Source organism: Tritonibacter scottomollicae (assembly GCF_003003215.1).
GTDB classification, from domain to species: Bacteria; Pseudomonadota; Alphaproteobacteria; order Rhodobacterales; family Rhodobacteraceae; genus Epibacterium; species Epibacterium scottomollicae.
The window spans coordinates 1-20,812 of record NZ_PVUF01000028.1; the positions used below are offsets into that span (position 1 = coordinate 1).

General features: G+C 58.9%; 19 protein-coding genes and 2 pseudogenes. 12 read left to right on the forward strand and 9 right to left on the reverse strand.

Features of this window, described 5'->3' with window-relative positions; all coding sequences use genetic code 11:
• Positions 1-129, forward strand: a 129-nt coding sequence (locus CLV89_RS21010; RefSeq protein ID WP_165798181.1) for an integrase core domain-containing protein, incomplete at its 5' end; no start/stop codon positions are given.
• Positions 130-474: 345 nt separating this feature from the next.
• On the opposite strand, the gene CLV89_RS21015 is transcribed toward CLV89_RS21010, so the two are convergent.
• Both CLV89_RS21015 and CLV89_RS21020 read right to left on the reverse strand, forming a co-directional pair.
• Positions 475-1,206 (reverse strand): class II aldolase/adducin family protein, encoded by a 732-nt coding sequence (locus tag CLV89_RS21015; RefSeq protein WP_106165562.1) that lies wholly within the window; start codon positions 1,204-1,206, stop codon positions 475-477.
• Positions 1,203-2,339 carry a TauD/TfdA family dioxygenase gene (locus CLV89_RS21020; protein WP_106165563.1) on the reverse strand — a complete coding sequence of 379 codons (1,137 nt, stop codon included), beginning with the start codon at positions 2,337-2,339 and terminating at the stop codon, positions 1,203-1,205. The genes CLV89_RS21015 and CLV89_RS21020 overlap by 4 nt, the downstream gene beginning before the upstream one ends.
• 119 nt (positions 2,340-2,458) lie before the next feature.
• On the opposite strand from CLV89_RS21020, the gene CLV89_RS21025 reads away from it, so the two are divergent.
• The gene (locus tag CLV89_RS21025; protein WP_106165564.1) at positions 2,459-3,349 is read left to right on the forward strand and encodes a LysR substrate-binding domain-containing protein; all 891 of its coding nucleotides are present in this window, start codon (positions 2,459-2,461) and stop codon (positions 3,347-3,349) included.
• A gap of 300 nt (positions 3,350-3,649) precedes the next feature.
• Here CLV89_RS21025 and CLV89_RS21030 read toward each other — a convergent pair whose 3' ends face one another.
• Positions 3,650-4,516, reverse strand: coding sequence for an SDR family oxidoreductase (locus tag CLV89_RS21030; RefSeq protein ID WP_106165565.1), 867 nt, complete (start codon positions 4,514-4,516; stop codon positions 3,650-3,652).
• A gap of 134 nt (positions 4,517-4,650) precedes the next feature.
• On the opposite strand from CLV89_RS21030, the gene CLV89_RS21035 reads away from it, so the two are divergent.
• Complete coding sequence (locus CLV89_RS21035; RefSeq protein ID WP_106165566.1) at positions 4,651-5,550, forward strand: LysR family transcriptional regulator; 900 nt, start codon at positions 4,651-4,653, stop codon at positions 5,548-5,550.
• A gap of 693 nt (positions 5,551-6,243) precedes the next feature.
• Here CLV89_RS21035 and CLV89_RS21040 read toward each other — a convergent pair.
• Positions 6,244-7,116, reverse strand: a complete 873-nt coding sequence (locus tag CLV89_RS21040; protein ID WP_106165567.1) for a LysR substrate-binding domain-containing protein — start codon at positions 7,114-7,116, stop codon at positions 6,244-6,246.
• A 105-nt stretch (positions 7,117-7,221) separates the two neighbouring features.
• On the opposite strand from CLV89_RS21040, the gene CLV89_RS21045 reads away from it, so the two are divergent.
• Genes CLV89_RS21045 through CLV89_RS21075 form a run of 7 tightly spaced genes read left to right on the forward strand, consistent with a single transcriptional unit; the run spans position 7,222 to position 14,081 of the window.
• Positions 7,222-8,337 carry a polyamine ABC transporter substrate-binding protein gene (locus CLV89_RS21045; RefSeq protein WP_106165568.1) on the forward strand — a complete coding sequence of 372 codons (1,116 nt, stop codon included), beginning with the start codon at positions 7,222-7,224 and terminating at the stop codon, positions 8,335-8,337.
• 57 nt (positions 8,338-8,394) lie between these two features.
• Complete coding sequence (locus CLV89_RS21050; protein ID WP_106165569.1) at positions 8,395-9,282, forward strand: ABC transporter permease; 888 nt, start codon at positions 8,395-8,397, stop codon at positions 9,280-9,282.
• Positions 9,283-9,285: 3 nt separating this feature from the next.
• Positions 9,286-10,107, forward strand: a complete 822-nt coding sequence (locus CLV89_RS21055; RefSeq protein ID WP_106165570.1) for an ABC transporter permease — start codon at positions 9,286-9,288, stop codon at positions 10,105-10,107.
• Positions 10,104-11,222: an ABC transporter ATP-binding protein gene (locus CLV89_RS21060; RefSeq protein ID WP_106165571.1), complete on the forward strand. Its 1,119-nt coding sequence runs from the start codon at positions 10,104-10,106 to the stop codon at positions 11,220-11,222. Before CLV89_RS21055 ends, CLV89_RS21060 begins: the two co-directional genes overlap by 4 nt.
• Positions 11,219-12,487 carry an amidase family protein gene (locus tag CLV89_RS21065; RefSeq protein WP_106165572.1) on the forward strand — a complete coding sequence of 423 codons (1,269 nt, stop codon included), beginning with the start codon at positions 11,219-11,221 and terminating at the stop codon, positions 12,485-12,487. Before CLV89_RS21060 ends, CLV89_RS21065 begins: the two co-directional genes overlap by 4 nt.
• Positions 12,484-13,377 (forward strand): polysaccharide deacetylase family protein, encoded by an 894-nt coding sequence (locus CLV89_RS21070; protein ID WP_106165573.1) that lies wholly within the window; start codon positions 12,484-12,486, stop codon positions 13,375-13,377. The genes CLV89_RS21065 and CLV89_RS21070 overlap by 4 nt, the downstream gene beginning before the upstream one ends.
• A 2-nt stretch (positions 13,378-13,379) precedes the next feature.
• On the forward strand, positions 13,380-14,081 hold the full coding sequence (locus CLV89_RS21075; protein WP_106165574.1) for a DUF1989 domain-containing protein: 702 nt from the start codon (positions 13,380-13,382) through the stop codon (positions 14,079-14,081).
• A gap of 74 nt (positions 14,082-14,155) precedes the next feature.
• Here the strand turns inward: CLV89_RS21075 and CLV89_RS21080 are convergent, their stop codons facing one another.
• The gene (locus CLV89_RS21080) at positions 14,156-14,824 is read right to left on the reverse strand and encodes an FMN-dependent NADH-azoreductase (protein WP_106165575.1); all 669 of its coding nucleotides are present in this window, start codon (positions 14,822-14,824) and stop codon (positions 14,156-14,158) included.
• 133 nt (positions 14,825-14,957) lie between these two features.
• Here CLV89_RS21080 and CLV89_RS21085 point away from each other — a divergent pair, with 133 nt between their 5' ends.
• A complete protein-coding gene (locus tag CLV89_RS21085) occupies positions 14,958-15,842 on the forward strand; it encodes a LysR substrate-binding domain-containing protein (protein ID WP_106165576.1) in 885 nt (294 codons plus the stop codon).
• A 349-nt stretch (positions 15,843-16,191) separates the two neighbouring features.
• On the opposite strand, the gene CLV89_RS23305 is transcribed toward CLV89_RS21085, so the two are convergent.
• The 3 genes from CLV89_RS23305 to CLV89_RS21095 form a co-directional block, all read right to left on the reverse strand.
• A complete protein-coding gene (locus CLV89_RS23305; RefSeq protein ID WP_481000420.1) occupies positions 16,192-16,377 on the reverse strand; it encodes a GFA family protein in 186 nt (61 codons plus the stop codon).
• 414 nt (positions 16,378-16,791) lie between these two features.
• Positions 16,792-17,220 carry a hypothetical protein gene (locus tag CLV89_RS22480; RefSeq protein ID WP_133166771.1) on the reverse strand — a complete coding sequence of 143 codons (429 nt, stop codon included), beginning with the start codon at positions 17,218-17,220 and terminating at the stop codon, positions 16,792-16,794.
• A 701-nt stretch (positions 17,221-17,921) separates the two neighbouring features.
• Positions 17,922-19,511 (reverse strand): hypothetical protein, encoded by a 1,590-nt coding sequence (locus CLV89_RS21095; RefSeq protein ID WP_106165577.1) that lies wholly within the window; start codon positions 19,509-19,511, stop codon positions 17,922-17,924.
• Between the two features lie 390 nt (positions 19,512-19,901).
• Between CLV89_RS21095 and CLV89_RS23060 the strand changes: the two are divergent.
• Positions 19,902-20,434: pseudogene (locus CLV89_RS23060) on the forward strand (IS3 family transposase); the annotation flags it as partial.
• A gap of 76 nt (positions 20,435-20,510) precedes the next feature.
• Here CLV89_RS23060 and CLV89_RS21115 read toward each other — a convergent pair.
• A pseudogene (locus CLV89_RS21115) lies at positions 20,511-20,812 on the reverse strand (IS5/IS1182 family transposase); the annotation flags it as partial.

Genomic DNA, 20,812 nt, shown 5'->3' on the forward strand with positions numbered 1-20,812 from the left:
GAGGCGAAAATCCTGATCGAAGAATGGAGGAAACACTACAACACGAAACGACCACACAGCGCATTGGGCTACCGCCCTCCGGCCCCCGAAACCATTGTACAGATGGACCCAAGGCCGATCATGCACTAACAATCAAATTGGACCACTCAGATGGGGCTGATCATGGGAACGGTTCGTCCTTTTAGAAGATTTGGCGCCGAAAGGCTGATCGGCCGCTGTGTCCCGCCCTCCTTACCTTTATACTCCGAAACTGCCGCACGATTGGCGAATGTCCGGTCTCGTGAAGTTGCACCGCAGCGCTCGGCCGAGGCACGAATGGCCATTCGTGCCTCGCGCAGCATTTTTCATGGGTGAGGGTCGGCAGTGCGGGATGAAGCTGCCGTTCACCGAAGGGTTGCTGGCGTCTGCATTTTGCGGGACCGGGACTGAACGCCTATCGCTCCGCTCAACGGGAGGTTCCGGTTCGTCAACCTGTCAGACGCCGACATGAGGCAACTGCGATTTGAGATAGTCAAAATGCCGGTGCGCCATGCCGCGATAGGCGATCCAGCCGTCGGCGGTGTTCTGTGCCACCGCATCCGACAGTACCGCCAGCGGCTCTCCAGTCGAGCGCGCGAGGGTCAGCGTCTGTGCTGCCTTTTCAAAGAAATAGAGGTCTTCGAAGGCTGCCGCGACCGTCTCGCCAACGATGGTGACGCCGTGATTCCCCATCACCAGCACAGATTTGTCACCGAGGCTGTCCGCCAGTCGCTCACCTTCCTCGACCGCATCAGCGATGCCGCCAAAATCGAGGTCATATGCGGTCCGCCCGTGGAACCGCGCGGTGTTGTTGTCGATGGGCACCAGCGTCGGGTCCTTGAGGCAGGCCAGCGCAGTCGCATAGGGCGAATGCGCGTGCAAGATCACCTTCGCGTTGGGCTTGCGGCGGTGCAGCGTGCCGTGGACACACCAAGCGGAGGCATCTGGCGCACCGGTGCCTTCGATCACCCGTCCGTCGCGGGCGTCGATGCGCAACAGATCCTCGGCCCGGATCGTGGCGAAATGCTGCCAGCAGGGATTCAGCAGAAACTCATGCTCTGACATGGCGGCGCTGAAATGGTTGCCGACCGACTCGCTCCAGCCCATCGCGTGACAAATACGGAAGGCCGCCGAGAGATCCTGCCTCAGAGAGGCAGTCTCTTCGTTAACTGGGCTCAACTCATTCATTTGAAACGTCCTTCGCTGACCAGCGCACGGTAGTTGGAGCGCATCTCGGCCCGGTCGGTGTAGCAGCCGCGCAGGTAGCGATCGCCGCTTTCGGCGGTATAGGCGGCACGGCCATGCACGATGCGATGGTTGTCAAAGACCATGCATTCGTCCGCTTTCATCAAGAAGGTCATCATGTATTTCTCTTCCTGCAACATCTTCCCGAATCTGCAGAAAGCCGGATACCAGAGATCAAGCAGCTCCTGATCGAGGTCTGAGATGTCCAGCATGTGCTGGCTGATCGTCAGGCCGGACACTTCGCCGTGCTGGTCCAGCTCGATGATCGTCTGGCGCGACCGCATGTCGTAGCTGTCATGTTCGCAAAAGAACGGCACCTTGGTTTGCGCGAGGATCTTGAACCCCTCGGGATCCCGTGCGCGAAAATCGTTCGCCACCGCGACGCCATCGGCATAGACGCTGTAGCCGCCCTCTACCGTGTTGGCGCGGCAATGCAGGAACTGCACGCCGGGCGCATTCTCCTCGGCGGGGGTGTCGGTGTGGAGCTCCAGCGCGGCGGCTGTATAGGCGGTGTTGGTCGGGTTGATATGGGTCTTCACGTCGAAATAATCGCCAAAGAAGGTGGGACGGATCTGGCCAATCATCTCGGCGGTCTCGGTGAGGCCCTCGTTGCTGTCGGGCATGTCGGTGATAATCACGAAGCCCTTGACCAGCATCATCTCGATCCACTTGGCGCGCAGCGCCGGGTCCGCCTTCAGCGCGGGCTGGCTGAAGCGCGGAACGTTCGGGTAATCGTCACCATACCACGGCTCGCGTGCGAGGTCGGCGGGATCGGGGCGCCGCCCCGTGGTCTTGTAGGATTCGAGCCAGGCCAGCGGGAAGCGGGTGACATGGTCCTCACCTGCCCATGTGATCTCGAGTGCGTCGCCGACGACCTCGGCGCTTGACGCCTTGGGGGCGTTTTCAAGGTGGAAGATGTCAAAGCTGCGCTCGCGGGTTATGCTGTTGAACGAGCTGGGGCAGTTGTCGCGAAGCCAGTGATAGTTGAAGTAATGGCTTTGGCCGTCGGACAGGGGGATGCGCAGGCCATTGTCCTGCAGGATTGGGTCAACCACGGGGGAAGTCATGAGGTTCATGTTGTATCTCAGCTTGTTGTGAGGGATTGAGGAGCGTTTCTGCAAAAAAGCATTCCACGCCTTTCTTTCCCGAAACAGGCGGATTAACCTGATAATATCTTAAGCAATGGGTTAATTTGATGGACCGTTTCCCACCGCTGCGCCTGCTTGCCACCTTCGAAGCCGTCGCGCGGCACGGCTCGATGCGGCTGGCGGCGGCGCGGATCAACGTGACCCAGCCGGCTGTGAGCCAGACGCTCAAGGCGTTGGAAGAGCACGTAGGGGCAACGCTTTTCGACCGCGCCACGCGGCCAGCGCAGCTGACCGAGGCGGGCGAGCTTCTAGCCCGCGCGGTGCGCGACGGACTGGGGCAGATCTCGGCCGCGCTCGAGGATATTCGGGCACTCAGCGGGGAGGACGGGTCGCAGGTCACGGTGTCCTGCACACTCGGCATGGCGACCTACTGGCTGATGCCGCGCCTCCCCGAGTTCTACGCCGCGCATCCGGAGATGACGGTGAATGTGCAGGCCCCCGCAACCGACCTGCCGCATCTTTCTCCCGGCATCGACATCGCGATCCGCTACGGTACCGGTGGCTGGCGCGAGGGCACAACGCTCAAGCTCTTCGACGAACGGGTTTGCCCGGTAGCCGCGCCCACCCTACTAGCGCGGTTGCAGGCCGAAGGCACAGGCCTCGACCGGGCACCTCTCATCCATGTGCGCAGCCCGCACAACCAGCACTGGGCGGGGTGGGAGGACTATCTTCGCGCAAAGGACATTCCGCGGACGCGTCTGTCTGGGCAGACCTTCAACAATTACGTGCAGGCGGCGCAAGCGGTGCTCGACGGGCGCGGCGTCATGCTGGGCTGGCGTTCCATAGCAAGCGGCGCGGTGCGCGACGGGGGGCTGCGGATGTGGCCTGAGGGCGAAATAGATTTAGGGACGTCATATTTTCTTACCGCAAGGTTACCAAAGTCTCAAAGCACAAAAGTGTTTCAGGACTGGGTCGCGACGTGCGGCCAATTCATTTGAACGACCAAAGTCCCATCAGGCTGCGCGCTGTACAATCGCAAGGCGGACCTTCGCGAATACTGCTGCATCACGCGGATCGGGCTCTTTCCGGACCTTCGCTTCGCGGCAGGGCCACAAACCTCTGGTCGCCCCTCTCGCGGCGTCGCTCACGGCCCAGACCTGCCTTTCATCGACCGGTCAGAATGCCAGTCAGCGGTTGACCTGCAGTTTCATTTCGCGAAATTCGCGTCGCGAACGCTCCACGGGAACGTTTTCCTGTGGAGCGTTCCGGAGCGTGAGGCTCCTCGGTCAGCTTACCAGCTAGGCGACTTTCGAACGTTCAAGACGATCAACGCCAAGGGCTTTGACAGTTTCCGCCTGTATCGGTGCTATCGCCGCATTAACCGCATCAGCGCCGAAACTGGTGCCAACGACCACACGGGTCGCCCGAGCGCCAGAGGGCTGCGCGACTAGGTCTGAAACTGCATCGGCGGTATCTTGGGGGTTCGGTGCATCCGCGCCCGAGAGCATGGTCATGAACTGGTCGAACATAGCAGCGGGAATTTTTCCGATTTCCCCATAGGCATCCACTGTGCTTTGGTCCAACGGCTGGGCCGCACTTGCGTACATTTGTGTCGGATATGCACTGGGTTGAACCAGACAAACGTCAACACCGAGTTGAGAGAGTTCATAGCGGTAACTGTCACTCATTGCTTCCACAGCGAACTTGCTCGCACCATAGATTCCAAAGAACGGAAACGTCACACGACCGAGGATCGAACCGATGTTGATGACAAGACCATCCCCATTTTTACGCATCGACGGTAGAACAGCGCGCGTGACGCGGTGCAGGCCCAGGACGTTCACGTCGAATAGATTTGCGACCTGCTCATCTGAAAACGCTTCGGACACCCCGGCAGACGCAACGCCGGCATTGTTCACAAGTACATCAACGTGACCGTGGGTTGTCACGATTTCTGCCACTGCCGATTCAACGGAAGCGGATTTTGTAACATCTAGGTCGACCACTTTCATACCCCGGTCGCGTAGTGTGTTAGCATGATCCTTGTTCTTGCCACTGGTTTCGCGCATCGAGGCAAAAACAATGTGGCCCGAACCGGCCAAGGTTTCACAAATCAGGCGTCCGAATCCGCTGGACGCTCCGGTAACAAGTATCGTTTTGGGCATAGGATGCTCACTTCTTGATGGTTGATGTTTTCGGCGTCGCCAAGTCCGAACGTCGCCTATGAACAATCTATGATTTGAGCAAGTTTGGCATTAAGTAGGAGGCTTAGAACAACACTTGTGCGGAGTGCGCATAAATGGAAGACATATCCTCGTTGCGACTTTTTGTGCAGGTGTGCGATCTGGGCAGCTTCTCTGCAGTGGCGCGAAGCACGCATACCACGCCTTCCGCAGTCTCCCGGCAGATCTCGCGCCTCGAAGAATATCTAGGCGCCCGGCTGCTTCAGCGCACAACTCGCCAGCAAGTGCTGACTGAGGCAGGCGAAGTCTATCTGCGTCACGCCCGGCAAATCGTAGAAGATGTGGATATGGCGCGGCGCGCGGTTTCAGGACTCAGCAATGCTCCGTCAGGCGTGCTACGCGTGACGATGGAAACGGATTTGGCTCAAACCCTTTTGTCTCCGATACTGCCGGAGTTTCTTGCGGCCTATCCGGACCTGCGAGTTCAACTGCATACATCCGCGGCCTTGGAAGACCTGGTTGGCAGGGGGATCGACGTTGCTGTCCGTGTCGGGCATCTGGAAAACTCCAGCCTCATCGCTAAACGCTTGAGCACGAGCCGCTCGCTTCTTGTGGCGAGTCCTGGCTATCTGGAGCAGAATGGCACTCCTCAATATCCGCAAGATCTGGTTCAATTGTCATGCCTGTCCTTCAGAGTTGAGCCAGATCAAACCAAATGGCATTTCAAGTCTGGAGAGAGTGTATTGAGCGTTCCAGTTTTGGGGCGCGTTCAAGTCAGCAGTCTCATCTTTTTGAGGGAGGCTGCGAAATCCGGCTTGGGCATCGCCATGTTGCCAACCTGGGTCGCGCGCAACGACCTAAACTCGGGCAGACTCGTTCCAGTATTGCCGGGTTATCCGTTGGAACCACCCGCAACTCCGGTCAGCGCTGTCTATCCAACTGGAAGAAACCTCGCGAGCAAGGTCCGAGTGTTCATCGATTTTCTCGCCAACAAGATGCGAAGTGACATTGAGTAATGTTGAACTCGCCAGCATACAACGAAAGCCGACATTCACTCGCCGCGCAGCATTTTGAACTATGGGCTCGTTCCCGCCGTTGGCTGCAATTTCCACGAACGACCGCTTGGCCCCTGCCAGCGCCGCGCTCTGGGTCAGCGATGTGACACAAAAGTCGGTTTTGCTTGGCATCTGACAGACTAGTCCCCAGCTAAGGCCGCGGGGTTCGAGTGGGCCGGGCGGCGCCTTCACCGATGACCTAGATACGCAACCCAACGTGCCCCCTGCTGCTGTCAGAGGTCCCGCGCCTCGGGTAGACATAAACGCCAGTTCAGCGGCCTGCATCGCTACATGCTCTCCCAACCGCCGAACGTTGCGGCAAGCCGAGGGGTTCATCTGCCGGCAGGAACGGAATCCCGCCATGGAGATGGCTGCAGAAGGCTTACATCTCTGCAAGGTGTCTCTTTTAGGTTCACGGGATTACGGCCAGCGGTACTGCTCTCTTCAATCGTTCGACCCAGCGCAGACGATTGCTTAAATTCTTCGAAGCTCGTCCAAGTTGATTGATCACTACTGAACCATGTGGATCAGCGCACAATGGGGTGCGTGAACTGATTGCTATCGGGCGCGATTGTGCGCCAAATGCCCAGATCTGTGTCTAGGCATATTTGAAACCTGGAAAGATGAATGCTGTCGATGCAGAGACGATTGGGCTCATATCTGTTTGGCAGCTTGCCTCACCCAATCGGCGAATGTCTTAACGCCGTGCTTGTTGCGCGACAGCGGATTGAGCACAAGGCAATAGGCAAATCCGCGCAGCTCAGGACCAGGGATTTGCTGGTAGCGACCTGATTGCAGACCTTTTTCGACTAGCGCACTGCTGGACAAAAGCGGCCCCAGCCCCTGATCCAGCGCGTTAAAAGCCGCACTTTCATCGCTGAAACGGATAATGCGGTCCGACGGGAACGGCTCCCCAGCTTCCTTGAACCATTCTTCCCAGGTCGGGCCGCCCATATCCGGGTTGCGCCAGCGGAATCCCAGCAACCGGCTGTCCTGCAAGCCAGTTTCCGGACGATCAGCCAGACTGACTGGGATGTAACGATCCGAGAACAAAACCTCGACGTCCTCATTCACCGAGGCCTCCGGGCCATATCGGATCGCCAGGTCCAGCCGGTCCACCCGCAAGTCCAGAACGTCGTCATCGGTTTCGACCTCCACCCTGATCTCGCCGTGCTTTTCGAAAAACTCTGGCAGGCGCGGAACCAGCCAGCGTTCCGCGAAGGCATATGTGGTTGTGACCCGAACCAGCGATTGCTCGACATCCTTGTCGAGCATGGCGAAGGCTTCGCCCAAGATATCAAACGCGGTCTGCAGCTTGGGGAACAACTCTTGCCCGGCGGGAGTGAGGGCGATCTGACGGGGGCGGCGCTCTACCACCTGGTAGCCAAGATAGGCTTCCAAATGTCTGATCTGGTGGCTGATGGCGGTGGCGGTGACGCTCAGCTCTTCCGCCGCCTCGGCAAAACTGAGCCTCCGGGCGACCGCTTCGAAGGCTCGAATCGCGTTTAACGGCGGTAGTTTACGCATGACGTCGCCCACTTGCGCAAAGAAAACTCAGCTTGGCCTGACGAATGGTCATTTGTTTTTGGGCCTCCTCTTTCTGAAGCTTGTGGAATGAAAAGGGAGGGAAAAATGACACATAATATTATCACCACCCGGCGGCGGTTGATCAAGGGGGCGCTTGCGGGCGCGGCCGTCATCGCCACCCCGGCCGTCCTGCGCGCACAGGGTCGCCGTGACTTGTCGATGCTCACATGGGCAGGCCATGCCGACCCCGATGTGATCGGCGCATTCGAAGAGGCGCACAATGTTCGCATCCGTGCCAAGGAGTATGTTGGCGGCGATCAAATGCTTGCGCAGATGGCGCAGTCTCCGGCCGGAACCTACGATGTAATCCTGTCGGATGCGGAATACGTCGTGCAATTGCAGCAAGCGGGCTTCATTGAGCCGCTAACGCCCGAGGACTACCCGTTCGACGACTTCTTTCCGGAGTTTCAGAATTTCCGTGGCCACTGGTTCGACGGTCAGCCCTATGCGGTTTTCCTGCGGTTCGGTTTCCTCGGGCTGTCCCATAACCGCGCCGCGATGAGCGAGGCGGAAGCCCGCAGCTATCGCACCATGTGGGGGCCGCAACACGAGGGACGCATCGGCCATTTCGATTGGCATCTACCCAACCTGGGTTCGTTAAGCCTCCTCAATGGCAACGCGTCGCCGTTTGACCTTGATGAGGCGCACTGGGCGAAACTGACCGAGACGATGATGTCGCTCCGGCCGCAGGTGCGCGGTTTTTATGATTACGGCGGGATGCTGTCGGCGCTGCGTTCGGGCGAGGTTTCCGCAATCCCCGGCATCGGCGACTGGATCACCGGCGTGCTGGCCCGCGATGGTGCGGATGTCACCACGACCATCCCCGAGGAAGGTGGCCTGCAATGGACAGAGTCGCTGTCGATCGGCGCGCGATCAGAAAACCAGGATCTGGCCCGGACATTCATCCAGTACATGCTGTCGCCGGAAGGGCAGGTAAAGACCGCCACGCTCAAGGCCTATCCGGCGATGATCCCGACGCGGGCGGGCTGGGCGCGGCTGAATGATGAACTGCCGGGAGAGGCGCAGCGCCAGAACATGGTGCTGAACGGACCCAATGCACTCGATGAGATCCGCGCCGGGCGCATTCAACTGCGAGAACTTCCGGTACAGCAATCGCTGGAAACCTGGAACGACGCCTGGACGCGTTACAAAAACGCCTGATGTCCGGTCCGGCCCCGGCGCAATCGTCGGGGCTGCAGCCTTATCGGAGATATCGACATGACTTCCTCTGCTTTCCCGGCCCGCACCTCGGGGCGCCGGTTCCACTTTCTCTTTAACCGTGCCTGGCAGGCGCTTTGGGTCCTGCCGCTGCCTGCCTGGCTGCTGCTGTTCTTTGCAGTGCCGCTTGGCTTGCTGGTGGCGATTTCATTCTGGTCCGTGGTGAACTACCGGCTGACGCCGGACGCCACGCTGTCGGCCTGGCGGTATGTTCTAGGCCTCGATTTCCTCTGGGCCAGTTTCTGGCGCAGCTACGGTTTGTCGATGGCCAGCGCGGTCGCGATTTCGCTGCTGGCCTTTCCGGCCTCCTACGCGATGGCCTTTGTCGCAGCCCCGCGCCAGCGGCTGATCCTGCTGGGGCTTGCGATTGCGCCGTTTTTCACAAGCTATCTCGTCCGCATCTATTCTTGGCAGGTCTTCCTGACAGAGGGCGGCGTGATCTCCTCGGTTATTCAGGCGTTTGGTGGCAAAGGGGAAAGCCTTCTCAACACCTATTTCGCGCTGTTTCTCGGCCATGCAACGCTGGCGCTGCCGGTGGTCCTGATCATGCAGACCATCGCCCTTGCCAATGTGGACCGGACCGGGATTTCGGCTGCCGCCAACCTTGGCGCCCGTCCCGGAGCCATCCTGTTCCGCATCATCCTGCCCGCGGCCCGGCCCGGGCTGACGCTGGGGCTGCTGTTTGCCTTCCTGCTGTCCTATGCGGAGTTCGTCAGCGCCTCCTATCTGGGCGGCGGCACCTTCCAAACCCTGCCGATCCTCGTGACGGACCTTGTTCGGGCCGGTCAGCAATGGCCGCGCGCCGCAGTCGTGTCGCTGCTGATGATCGCCAGCCTGTTGATCACCGCCTTTGTAACCGTCCTCTGGGCCTACCGCGAGAAAGGTTAAGACATGCCTCCGCATCTTAAACACGCCTTGCCAAAAGCCTTCTGGGTTGCCGGACTCGCATTGGTTTTCCTGCTGCTCTACGCACCGATCCTGTCGGCAGTCCTGTTTTCCTTCAGCGCTGACCGCTTCCCAAGCCTCAGCATGTCTGGGTTCAGCACCAAGTGGTACGCGCAGGTCCTGACCGACCGCGCCATGCTAGAGGCCCTCAGCAACAGCCTGACGGTTGCCGGGATCACCGCGCTGATTGCCACAGCCCTGGGATTTGCCGCAGCCTATGCGGATTATCGTTTCCGGTTCTTTGGCCAGAAAGCCGTCCTGGCGCTGGCCTTGCTGCCGCCGACGGTGCCGCTGGTCATCCTGGGTTTGGCGATGCTGGCCTTCTTCTCCCGCATCGGCATTGCCGGCACGCTTGCCGCAGTGGTTGCCGCGCATGTCGTGATCGCCGCACCCTTTGCGATGGCGGTCTGCCGTCTGCGTCTGGCGCAACTGGATGAGACGCTGGAAACCGCAGCCCAGAACCTCGGTGCCCTGCCCCATTCCGCGCTCGCCCGTATCGTGCTGCCGCATACGTTGCCGGCCATCCTTGCCGCCTTCCTGATCACCTTTGCCGTGTCATTCGACGAATATGTGATCTCCTGGTTCACGGGCGGCTTGAACCAGACCATTCCCGTTGCGGTTCTGACCACGCTTCAGGGGCAGGTCGACCCCACCATCCACGTCATCGGCACATTGAGTTTTTCCGTCACCCTGACGCTGGTTCTAATCGCGCTTGCCGTGGTCCTGCGCCAGAGCGGCGGCGCCATGTCCAAGGAGGAGACATCATGACCAACACACATCTGAAACTGGCGGGGCTTGCCAAGTCCTATGGTACCTTCATCGCCGTCGAAGAGTTTTCGCTGGATATTGCGCAAGGGGAGTTCATCGCAATCATGGGGCCGTCCGGCTGTGGTAAGACCACGAGCCTGCGCATGCTTGCCGGTCTTGAAACCGCAGACCGCGGTGAGATCACCCTTGCGGGCAACCGGATCGACCAACTTCCGGTCTGGGAGCGCGAAACCCCCATGGTCTGGCAAAGCCTAGCGCTGTTCCCCTTCATGACCGTGCGGGAAAACGTCGAGTTCGGACTGAAGATGCGCGGCGTTGCCGGGCCAGAACGCCGCCGCCGCGCTGACGACTGGCTGGAACGGTTGGGCATTACCACCTACGCAGACCGCAATGTCGCGCGTCTGTCAGGCGGTCAGCGCCAGCGCGTTGCCCTCGCCCGCAGCCTGGTGCTGGAACCCAAAGTGCTGCTTTTGGACGAGCCGCTTTCGGCGCTCGATGCCCATATGGCAATCAAGATGCAGGGCGAACTGAAGAAGCTCCAGCGCGAACTCGGCATCACCTTTGTCTATGTCACCCACAGCCATTCCGAGGCCTTTTCGCTCGCCGACCGGGTTGTCATCATGAACGCCGGCAGGGTCGAACAAATTGGCAGCCCGCAGGACATCTTTCTGCGGCCGCGCAGCAAATTTGTTGCTCAGTTTGTCGGCGGGATCAGCCTGCTGGAAGGAAAGGTTTCGGGCAGCGAGGGCAGCAAGCGCTTCTTGGACACACGCGACGGCAAAGTCCGGCTTTCCCACAGCAGCGGGTTGGCCGAAGGCGCAGCCGCAGATCTGGCTGTACGGGCGGACCGGATCTCCGTGACGGTTGAGCCGGGTTGGGGCGAAAACGAAATCGCCTGCACGCTGGTGTCAGAAGAATTTGCCGGGGCCGTCGTCAATTTGCATCTTGCAACCGCGTCAGGTCACAGCCTTGTGGCGCAGCTTCAACAGCGGGATCTGGAGCAGTTGGACGCAAGCATCGGCGCGCGGGTCTATGCATCCTGGCACTCCGATGACGGATTTCTTCTGGAGAGCGCGCAACAGTCGGAACCGGGCCCCAAAGTGAGGGCTGCATGAGGTCTGTTGCCGAAAACACCGTGGAGGCTCTGCGTCGAGCCGGGCGGGAGGGGGAGGTTTTTCTGTCCCTGTTGCCGGACCGGGCCCGCGCGGAAGCACGTCAAAGCGATGGTCGCACCGAAAGATTGGGCCCCCTCGATGGGAGCACGGTCTCTTGGAAGGATATGATCGCGATCAAGGATGTCACCCCGCGTGCCGGTTCCGCCCACTGGCGCCCCGAGGCCCCTGCCCCAGCGGATGCTGAGGTGGTGGTGCGTGCCTGCAAGGCCGGTCTGGTCAGCATCGGCGTCACTAATCAATCCGAGCTGGCGTTCTCCGGCATCGGCTACAATCCGCATCACGGCACTCCGCTCCTCGACGGGCGGGTGCCGGGCGGGTCCTCCTCGGGGGCTGCGGCCTCTGTCGCACGTGGGATCACCCGCCTCGCGGTCGGTACCGATACTGCGGGCTCCTGCCGGGTGCCCGCGGCGTTTCAGGGTGTGGTCGGCTTTCGGCCCACGCGCGGACGGTATCCGATGCGCGGCGTGATGCCACTCGCGCCCAGCTATGACACGGTTGGCAGCTTTGCCCGCTCGGTTGCCGACATCATCGAGCTGGATGCCATGCTGTCCGGCGATACGGCCAGCCCGGACGCGGTCGACCGCCTGTCTGTTCTCATTGACGTGCTCGACAGGGGCGGTGTTGCCGCGCCGGTCTCCCAGCGCTGCAAGGAGGCGGTGACAGCTCTCGAACAGGCGGGCGTCCTGATGGAGCACACCAGTCGGTCGCCTCTGGATAAGGCACTGGCGCTGATCCGCGCGGGCGGCTGGCCGGGCGCCATTGAGGCGGTCGAAACCTATGGGCATCTGCTCGAGACCGAGAACGCTCCTCACCTCGACCCCTTTGTCGCGGCGCGGCTGCGTGTGTCGGCCGGTCTGGACCCGGACAAGATCGCGCGCGTCAAACAGGGTGCCAGAGCGTTGCGCGAAACCGTCCGGGCCTCCGGTACCATCTACCTCCTGCCGACGGTTGCCATCGAAGCCCCGCAGCTGGCGCCGCTGCTGGAAGATCCCAAAACCTTTGCCGCAACAAATACTGCGGCTCTACGCCTGACCATGCCTGCGAGCCTGCTGGATTTGCCCGCCATTTCTCTACCCGTCGGGAAAACGAATGCGGGGGCTTGGGTGGGAGTGCAGTTGGTCGGTCCGCCAGACAGCGACCGCACTCTACTTGCCACCGCGGCAATGGTCGAAACGCTGCTGATGCAGAAGGAATCCCAGACATGATCCGTAACCCGATAAAATGGCCAAACGGTGCCCGCTGTGCCTGTGCGATCACGTTTGACGTGGATGCCGACAGCCTGATCCACATCGCGCGTCCGGACGATGGTCACCGTCGCCTCTACCCGATCAGCATGGGCCGCTATGGTCCGAATTCCGGTGTGCCGCGTATTCTGGACACCTACCGGCGGTTGGGGCTCAAACAGTCCTTTTTCATGCCCGGCTGGGTGATGGAACAATACCCCGAAACGGTCGAGGCGATCCTTGCCGGTGGGCATGAGATCGGCCACCACGGATACCTGCACGAAGACCCCGCCGAACAGAGCACCGAGGAACAGACCTATTGGTTCGAACGCGCGCTTGCGGTTCACCGGCAGATGACCGGCAGCACCCCGCGCGGCTATCGCGCCCCGGTCTATAATGTCACCCCCGAGGTGCTGTCGCTCGCGGTGACACACGGGCTGACCTATGAAAGCTCGATGATGGCGGACGACCTGCCCTATCGGATCGATACCGCAGCCGGCTCACTTTATGAGCTGCCGGTGCATTGGGGCAGCGATGACTGGCCGCCTTTCGCGCATTTCGACGAGATCGGCTACAAGATGCCGGTGATGTCGCCGCGCCGCGGGCTGGAGGCCTCCTTTGAGGAGTTCGAGGCGCAATACGAGGCTGGCGGGCTCTGGATCGGGATATGGCACCCCTTCCTGACCGGGCGGCTGGCCCGCTGGCGGGTGGTGGAGCAGTGGCTCGAAGAGGTGCTGTCGCGAGGCGATGTCTGGTTCGCACCGCTGGAAGAGATAGCCGCCTATGCCGCAAGCCAGGAGGCCGAAGGCGCCTGGCAGCCGCACCGTGAGCCCGCAGCGCCCTACGCTCATCCCGTCCTGATGGAGAAATAAAGATGGATACCCGCGATACCCCCTTTGATGCCGCACGGCCCGACGGTGAAAACCCGAGCGCACATCAGACGCTTTCGGAGGATGGCCGCCTCAGCCCCAATACGACCTACACCATTCCCGCCCGTCAGGGCCGGGCGATGCGGGTGAAAAAGGGTGAGCTGCTGTCGGTTATCAACCGCGACGGCAGCCAGATCGGCGATTTCTGGGCCTTTGTCGAAGGTGACTGCAACGAATATCTGTCGATGGAGCACCTGCGCCCGACGCTGCGGCGTGTCTCGCCGCGCCCCGGCGACGCGCTGGTGACCAACCGGCGGCGCCCGATCCTGACACTGGTTGAGGACAGTTCGCCCGGCGTTCACGACACGCTTGTCGCGTCCTGCGATATTCACCGGTATGCCCAACTTGGACATCAGGGGTATCACGACAATTGCACCGACAACCTGCGCATGGCGCTGCGGGCCATCGGCCTGCGCCCGACATCGGTGCCCTGCCCGCTGAACCTCTGGATGAACACGCCTGTCATCGAAGGTGGCGCAATGGAGTGGCGCCCCCCTGTCTCGACCAAAGGGGATCATGTGCTGTTCCGCGCTGAAATGGATGCTGTGGTGGTGATTTCCTGCTGCCCGATGGACCTTCTGCCGATCAATGGCGAAGATGCTGAGCCAAGCGCGCTGGAGGTCAAGCTGCACCGGGAACCCGAATGAACCTGACCGCAAAACGAATTGGTGGCACGGTTTTAAATCCGCGCCACCAAGTTTTACCGTTTCAAAGGGTTGTTTCAGGCCGCTTGCGCCGTCCCACCGGCCAGTTTCACGGCCAGGTCGCGGGTACGGGCCTCTGCCGATTCAACCGATGCCTCGTGACGCGCATCTTTGAATTCCTGATATTCGATCGCGATCGTCGCGATATCTGCCTGCGCCACGCCGAAGTAATGCGCACAGGCCGCCAGAGCCGGGTCAAGCGCGTTGAGATGCGCGCGCGGCCCACCCGGCGCAAAGCCGAATTCACCACGCGACGACAGCACCACCAGCCGTTTTCCCGACAGGATCGGCTCGATCGGTGTATCGCCGCGGGCCAGGTCAAAGGAAAAGGTCCGACCGATCCGCGCGATGTGGTCGATCCAGCCCTTCAGGGCGGTCGGCATTCCGTAGTTGTACATCGGCGCGCCCAGGACAACGATATCCGCCGCGATCACCTCATCGACCAACTCGTCGGACAGGGCCAGACGCTCGTTCATCCACGGCTCACGCGCGTCGGACGGGGTAAAGGCCGCATGGATGAATTTGTGGTCGATGGCAGGAATCGGGTTCAGGCCGACATCCCGGGTGATCACTTTCGTGTCCGGTGCTTGCGCCAGAAAGGTCTGCGTGAACAGCCCGGTCAGATGACGTGTGAGGGAGCGCTCTTCAAGCTGGGCGCTGGCATCAATTCGCAACAGAGTGGGCATGGGCAATCTCCTGAGTTTATGCACTGCGCATTCTGCCTACCAAGCGGCCAAGCCTCTGGCGAAAGCGAATTTCTCATGGTCAGGGTGAATGAAATTCACCCTGCCACCACCCCGAACGGAAAGGATTGAACCGATGCGGCGCCTGCCTCCGCTCCACGCGCTACGTGCTTTTGAAGCCGCCGCCCGGCATCTTCATTTCGCTCGAGCCGCAGCCGAGCTTCACCTGACGCCAACCGCGATCAGCCACCAGATCCGCCAGCTGGAAGAGATCCTGGAGGTGAAACTCTTCCACCGCTATCCGCGCCCAATCCGCCTGTCGGCAGAAGGCGCGGCATTATACCCGGTACTGCGCGAGAGTTTCGACCGCATGAGCAGCGCCATCGCGGGGATTTCGCAGCAGGAGACGAACCGTCCGCTGACGGTGTCCGTCACGGTGGCGTTTGCCAGCCTCTGGCTCATGCGGCGCCTGCCCGCGTTGCGCAGTCAGACCGGATTGAACCTGAAGGTCGAGGCCGACAACCAGCCGGTAGACCTGTCCGGTAGCGATGTCGACTTTGCGGTTCGCTACGCAGTCGAGGCGCAGCCCGAAGACCATTGGCTGCCGCTGTTCGAAGACAGCCTGATCCCGCTCTGCGCGCCGGAACTGCTGCGCCGGGCTCCGATCAACGACGACGCCGGTATCTTGCGCCTGCCGCTGATCCAGTACCGCTGGAATTGCGGCGCGGAAGCGTCGCCCAGCTGGCAGCGCTGGTCTCACGCAGCCGGGCTCGGGGCTGCGGTGCCCGAGATCGCACAGCACTTTTCCGAGGAAATCAATGCCATAGACTCGGCGCTTGCCGGTCAAGGCGTGGTACTGGCTTCCAGCGTGTTGACTGGCCCCGCTGTCGCAGCCGGGCACTTGGTGCGCCTGTCTGAAGTGGGTTTGCCTGGCAGAACTTTTTGGGCGGTGAGCCGCAGCGATCATCCGCGCTTTTCAGAAGTTGAGCACTTTGCTTCATGGGCGCGTGCTTCCGGGTAGTCGCTGCACGCGCGCAATTCCCGAATGTCCTACCATACCGACCGCTCCGAGGCCACTGCTTGCGCATAGAAGTAGACGGTGTTCTCAGGCTCTGTTGACATATGAGATGACTGTCAGAACTAACGCGATTTAAAAGCACGTTGGGCTCCAAGCAGCGGTGCGGCAGGAAGGTTGCAGCAGGCACAAGCGGCCAGATGACGCCAGCCAGCCCGACAACGACATTTTTGCCGGGTGCAGCGAAGGCTTCGCTGCAAGCGCGAAAAATTTCCCGAGAGCGAATCTTAAGTCTACTTAACTGACCAGGGCACTGCTCCGCACAGCGCAGCGCAGGATAGAGACATTTGCAACCTCAACGAATTGACGCAAAGCTTCGCAGTTTTGTGCTGCGGCGTGGCGTTGTTGCACAAATCAGGGCCTGACCGCTGCCTTTGCGGCATCGGGAGCAGTGGCACAGGAAAAAACTCTCGAAAGCTCCCAATATGTGGAATTTCACAGCACCGCAAAGGCATTCTCCGGCGATCAGATTGTCAGCCATTCATACTCCTCTCAACAGGCAAGCCTCTATCGCCAACCAGATGCGTTCTCATTAACCCGATGTAGCCGCTGCTGGATCGCAGTCAAAAGGACTCACTGCCGTCATGCGGCGGCACAGCTCTGAGAAACCAGCACCAACCTTCCCTAGGTCAGCAGTGATCGGTTCAAGCCAGCCCTCAATGCGCTGTGGAAGTGGGTCGTTCAGAACGTCAGATTGAACCCGAACGGCACCCCACAGCTTTCACAATCGGCCGTGCCGATTCCGTCATAGAATGCGTCCGGCCGGCTCCGTTGCACAAATCGTCCAATGAAGCGGCCCCACCCAAGTATTGTACATACCACGAGTTGAATGGAGTGTCCCACCTCCCGATCCATTCGGATACTTTGGACAAGTTATTGCCGTAGGGGAACTGTGTCATTGGCCGCCCTCACGACAAATGTGCCCGCCTTGATCATCAAGCTCATACAAAGGGTAAAATGTGCGATTTTTATATGAACCCACAATTTTACACTGCGGTTCAGATCGGCATTTCGCTATAATACGCAGTCCGCTATCAAATCCACACAACTCTCCCTTACATGGCTGGCTATAAAAAACTCCATTTCCATCATTTGCCAGCAAGCCGAGCGCGCTTCCTGATCGAATTGGAACTTGTGACAGATCCACTTCGTGGAAAGCGCGAACGCCTTTCACGACTGGAGGAGAAATATCTATTCCATAGGTTAGCGCAGAACTGAATTTTACAGTTTCAGCCACATTCTCGTCGCAATATACACCTAGCGGAACTTTTTCTTCCTTGCATCCGGCTATAGAAGCGCTAAGGGCGATGAAAATTAATGTCATCCTGTAAGTCATCAGTTTATATCCCCCTTTTTCTTCTTATTGATACCTGCTCGGTGGCAAGTTCGCTGATGCTCGTTCCGTCAAAAATATTTGCGCCATTCGGTTGAAAAACAATGCGAACCTTTCCACACGACGGCACAAGCGTTTTGCTTGAGTTAAGGATTAATGTAGCAGGCGTGTCCAGAGTGATGCCAGTTCTTGAGCTAATCGTGGTTTTCCTAGAAGACTGGATGTCAATATACCTCCCCGGTATTGATGTCTAAGCCTTCGGAAATCTCGCAATATATCGAACTTCCGATGGTGGCAATATAACTACCTTCAGTGTGAATGCGAAACGCTCCATTTTTCGTCGCGTCAAGCCCAAGTTGCATTTTCCTCTTAAAGTCTGGGAAAACTGTTATAGCTCCTGTGGTCTGCCCCCACTGAAGTGGTCCACGTGATGAATCCTATACCTCCTACCAGACACGCATGGGCTGATACGTGCCCAACAAGTCCTAACGAGCAGTCCAAACCAAGAAAAGCGGCCTACTGGCCGTTTTTTTTGCATTGGGGCTACGGTCCTGCCTTGGGAATATCATTTATCCGGAAAACTCAACGCAGTTCATTCTGTCAGGGATTAGGCACTCTAGCAGCACAAACTCAAACCCGAGCTGTTCAAAAAAATTCGATACCAGCTCATGGGATGTGACAATTACTTAGTATCAGTTGATCAGGCAGGGGCCGTTTACCTCACCTGGGGCGGCTGTAAGATACCCCAAATAGGCCTCGGTTACCTTGGACTGGTGCCAGTCACCGGGATAGGCTGATTGGAAGTATTGACGCTTCACAAGGCTCGGGTAAGTTGCGATTGCGTCGAGCCACCGCCGAAGTGTCGCGTCGGCCACCTGACAGCCGGATGTTTCACGTTCGGAGCGTGCAAAATTAATTTCGATCTCGTGCCATTCGTAAAGCTTGAGCGACCCACTTTGATGCAACCGCTCGAGATATTCGAACACACGCAGAGCCGCCGCCTGCGCCTTTGGATCTGGCCCAAGTTTTTTACTCGCATCCAGAACCCGCTTAAGCAGTTCATCTTGAACGCAACACCTGTTAAAATATTCTTCGTCATATACACGCGCGAACCAATCCAGAACAACGTTTGGGTTTTCATAGTAACTGTCTTCATCACCGTAGTGCCGCAACACTTCATCCAGCCTTCCCGACATGGCCTCGAGCGAAAGAATACCGCTCTCTGTAAGACCCTGAATCGTCGTCGTCGTGCCATAATAAGGCATTCTTGCTAGCGTGTGCTCCGCATCTTGGCGACGGCCCTCCCGGTGCAACCAAATGGCCAGAGGAATGGTTGATCCTTCTCCGACTTCCGAGCGGATAACACTAATGGCGAAGGCTCGTTGCCTTTCTTCGGTGATCCGTTCGCCCACGGCTTTCATCGCCCTATCGGCGAGCGCAATAACGTCATCTAGCCTTTTGAACGCCTCAACCTCACCCCGGCAATGCAAGCTTGCCTCAACGGATGGCGCGTAATCCATCACAAAGAACCCCTCATCCAGATCTGCTGTTGGTCGGGCACGCGCGATCAGGAGGTCAAGCATCTCCAGGATGGTCTCGCCGCGTTCTGGCTCGCCAAACCTGCAGGCATCGGCCGCATAGTGCGCCATCAATTCATGGACGTCGAAAAGCGCGGAATCGGGCGGTGTGTATTGGTTAATAAAGCTGACCAGGCCTTCCGCGTCATTTTTCAAAAGCCAGCGAAACCCCGATTCAACGGTGTCGGGGCTTTCACGCTGAAGCATTTCCAGATAGTCCCACCAGATTGACATTGCTCGCGCAGAGTCGCGTTCGAGTAGCGTCTCTATGGCATAGTTTGCGTACAACTCGAAATTGCCTTGGACGGAAGAGTGTAACTCACGGAAATCTGCTCTGACCTGTGGTTCTGTGATCCAAGAGGTATCTTGGGTAGGTGGTACATTGAGCCTTTCGAGAAAACCGTCAGGCAGTTCGATGGCTTCGAACTTGGAGAGCAGACGGATGCGATCTAACTCACTAGAGGCCATAGAGAGGAGCCGCTGGCCTTCTTCGGCGATCTGCGTCCAACTACGTTCGTCTTCCCGGTGCTGAAGACGTAGAATGAGCAAATCTATTGCCGAACCTATTAGACAGTCGTGATCTCGAACCGCGCATTCAAAACTGATCTGCTCTGGTTGTGATGAGAAGAGGCGGGTCAGCCAGTTTTCAGCGAAAGCGGCGGACGCGGCAAGGGTGAGAAGGCAAACGAGCACAACGTTCTTCACAATTCGGCTCCAATACTGCAATATTTCCCACGTTCTGTCGATTTGACGCAACTGTCCGGTGTTTTGTCCTCTCGTTCAAGTTTAACGTGCGCGGCCGAGATCTTCTCGACATGATCCAATTCGTTGGCGATACTGTCTTCTACGCGATGGTTTCGTTCGATCTTGTTAAATGTGTTCTCGTACAAAAGGTGCTACCCCGATCATTTCCATTTTCCGATAGAGTTTAGCAGATACATCTTTAAGTTGAACCCAGATTATCGGAGAACTGTGACTTACCCACAGGCGGAAAAAAATTTTGTGGTCACCATTGTTGCGCCTCTTGGTGGAGGCCCCCACTGAAGTGCTCCACCAACTGGGATAGTATTATCCCATTTTCAGGAGGACCAAGAGATGGCTGGAAAGCGAGACAAACCCGAAGAGATCGTGCTGAAGCTGCGGCAGGTTGAAGTGCTGCAAGGACAAGGCAGCTCGATCACAGACGCGGTCAGACAGATCGGCGTAACGCAGCAGACCTGTTACCGAAGACGTAAAAAGTATGGTGGCATGAGCCGAGATCAGTTGAAGCGGCTGAAGGAGTTGGAGAATGAGAATACCCGTCTGCGACGCACCGTGTCTGATCTGACGCTGGACAAGATGATCCTGACCGAGGCCGCCCGGGGACACTTCTAAGCCCTTCCCGCCGTCGTCGATGTATCGATCATGTGCGTCAAACCCTCAGCGTATCCGAGCGTCGGGTTTGACGCACATTGGGGCAGCATCGCTCGACGCAGCGCAAGGCGCCCCCTGGTCTGCCGGACGAAGAGCGGCTGACTGAGGACATCATCGAGTTGACGCGAGAGTTCGGGCGTTATGGATATCGTATGATTGTCGGTATGCTGAACAACAGCGGCTGGCATGTGAATCACAAGCGTGTTGAACGGATCTAGCGACAGGAGGGGCTGAAGGGGCGTTGTTGCGCCAATCAGGTTCGGGGATGAGTTTGCCCTTTCCCACCTGAGTTCAGGTTACGGCTTCGATCTCGGCTGTGCCGAGGGCCGAGAAGGTATTCATGATTGCGATGCGGATGTGAATTTCGGCGGTTTGGCGGTCAGGGTCTCGTGACATGATCCGTTCCCCGAAGCGCTTGAGGCAGTTCATCCTGGCCTCGACCCGGCTGCGGACATGGTATCGCGTCCACGTTTTCCAGAGCGCCCGGCCTAGGTGCCGGGTTGCGTGGAAGATCTCGTTTCGCGCAATGGCCGCGGGGCAGTCAGCCTTCCAGGCACGACCGTTACGGCGGATCGGTATGATGCCGTTCGCAC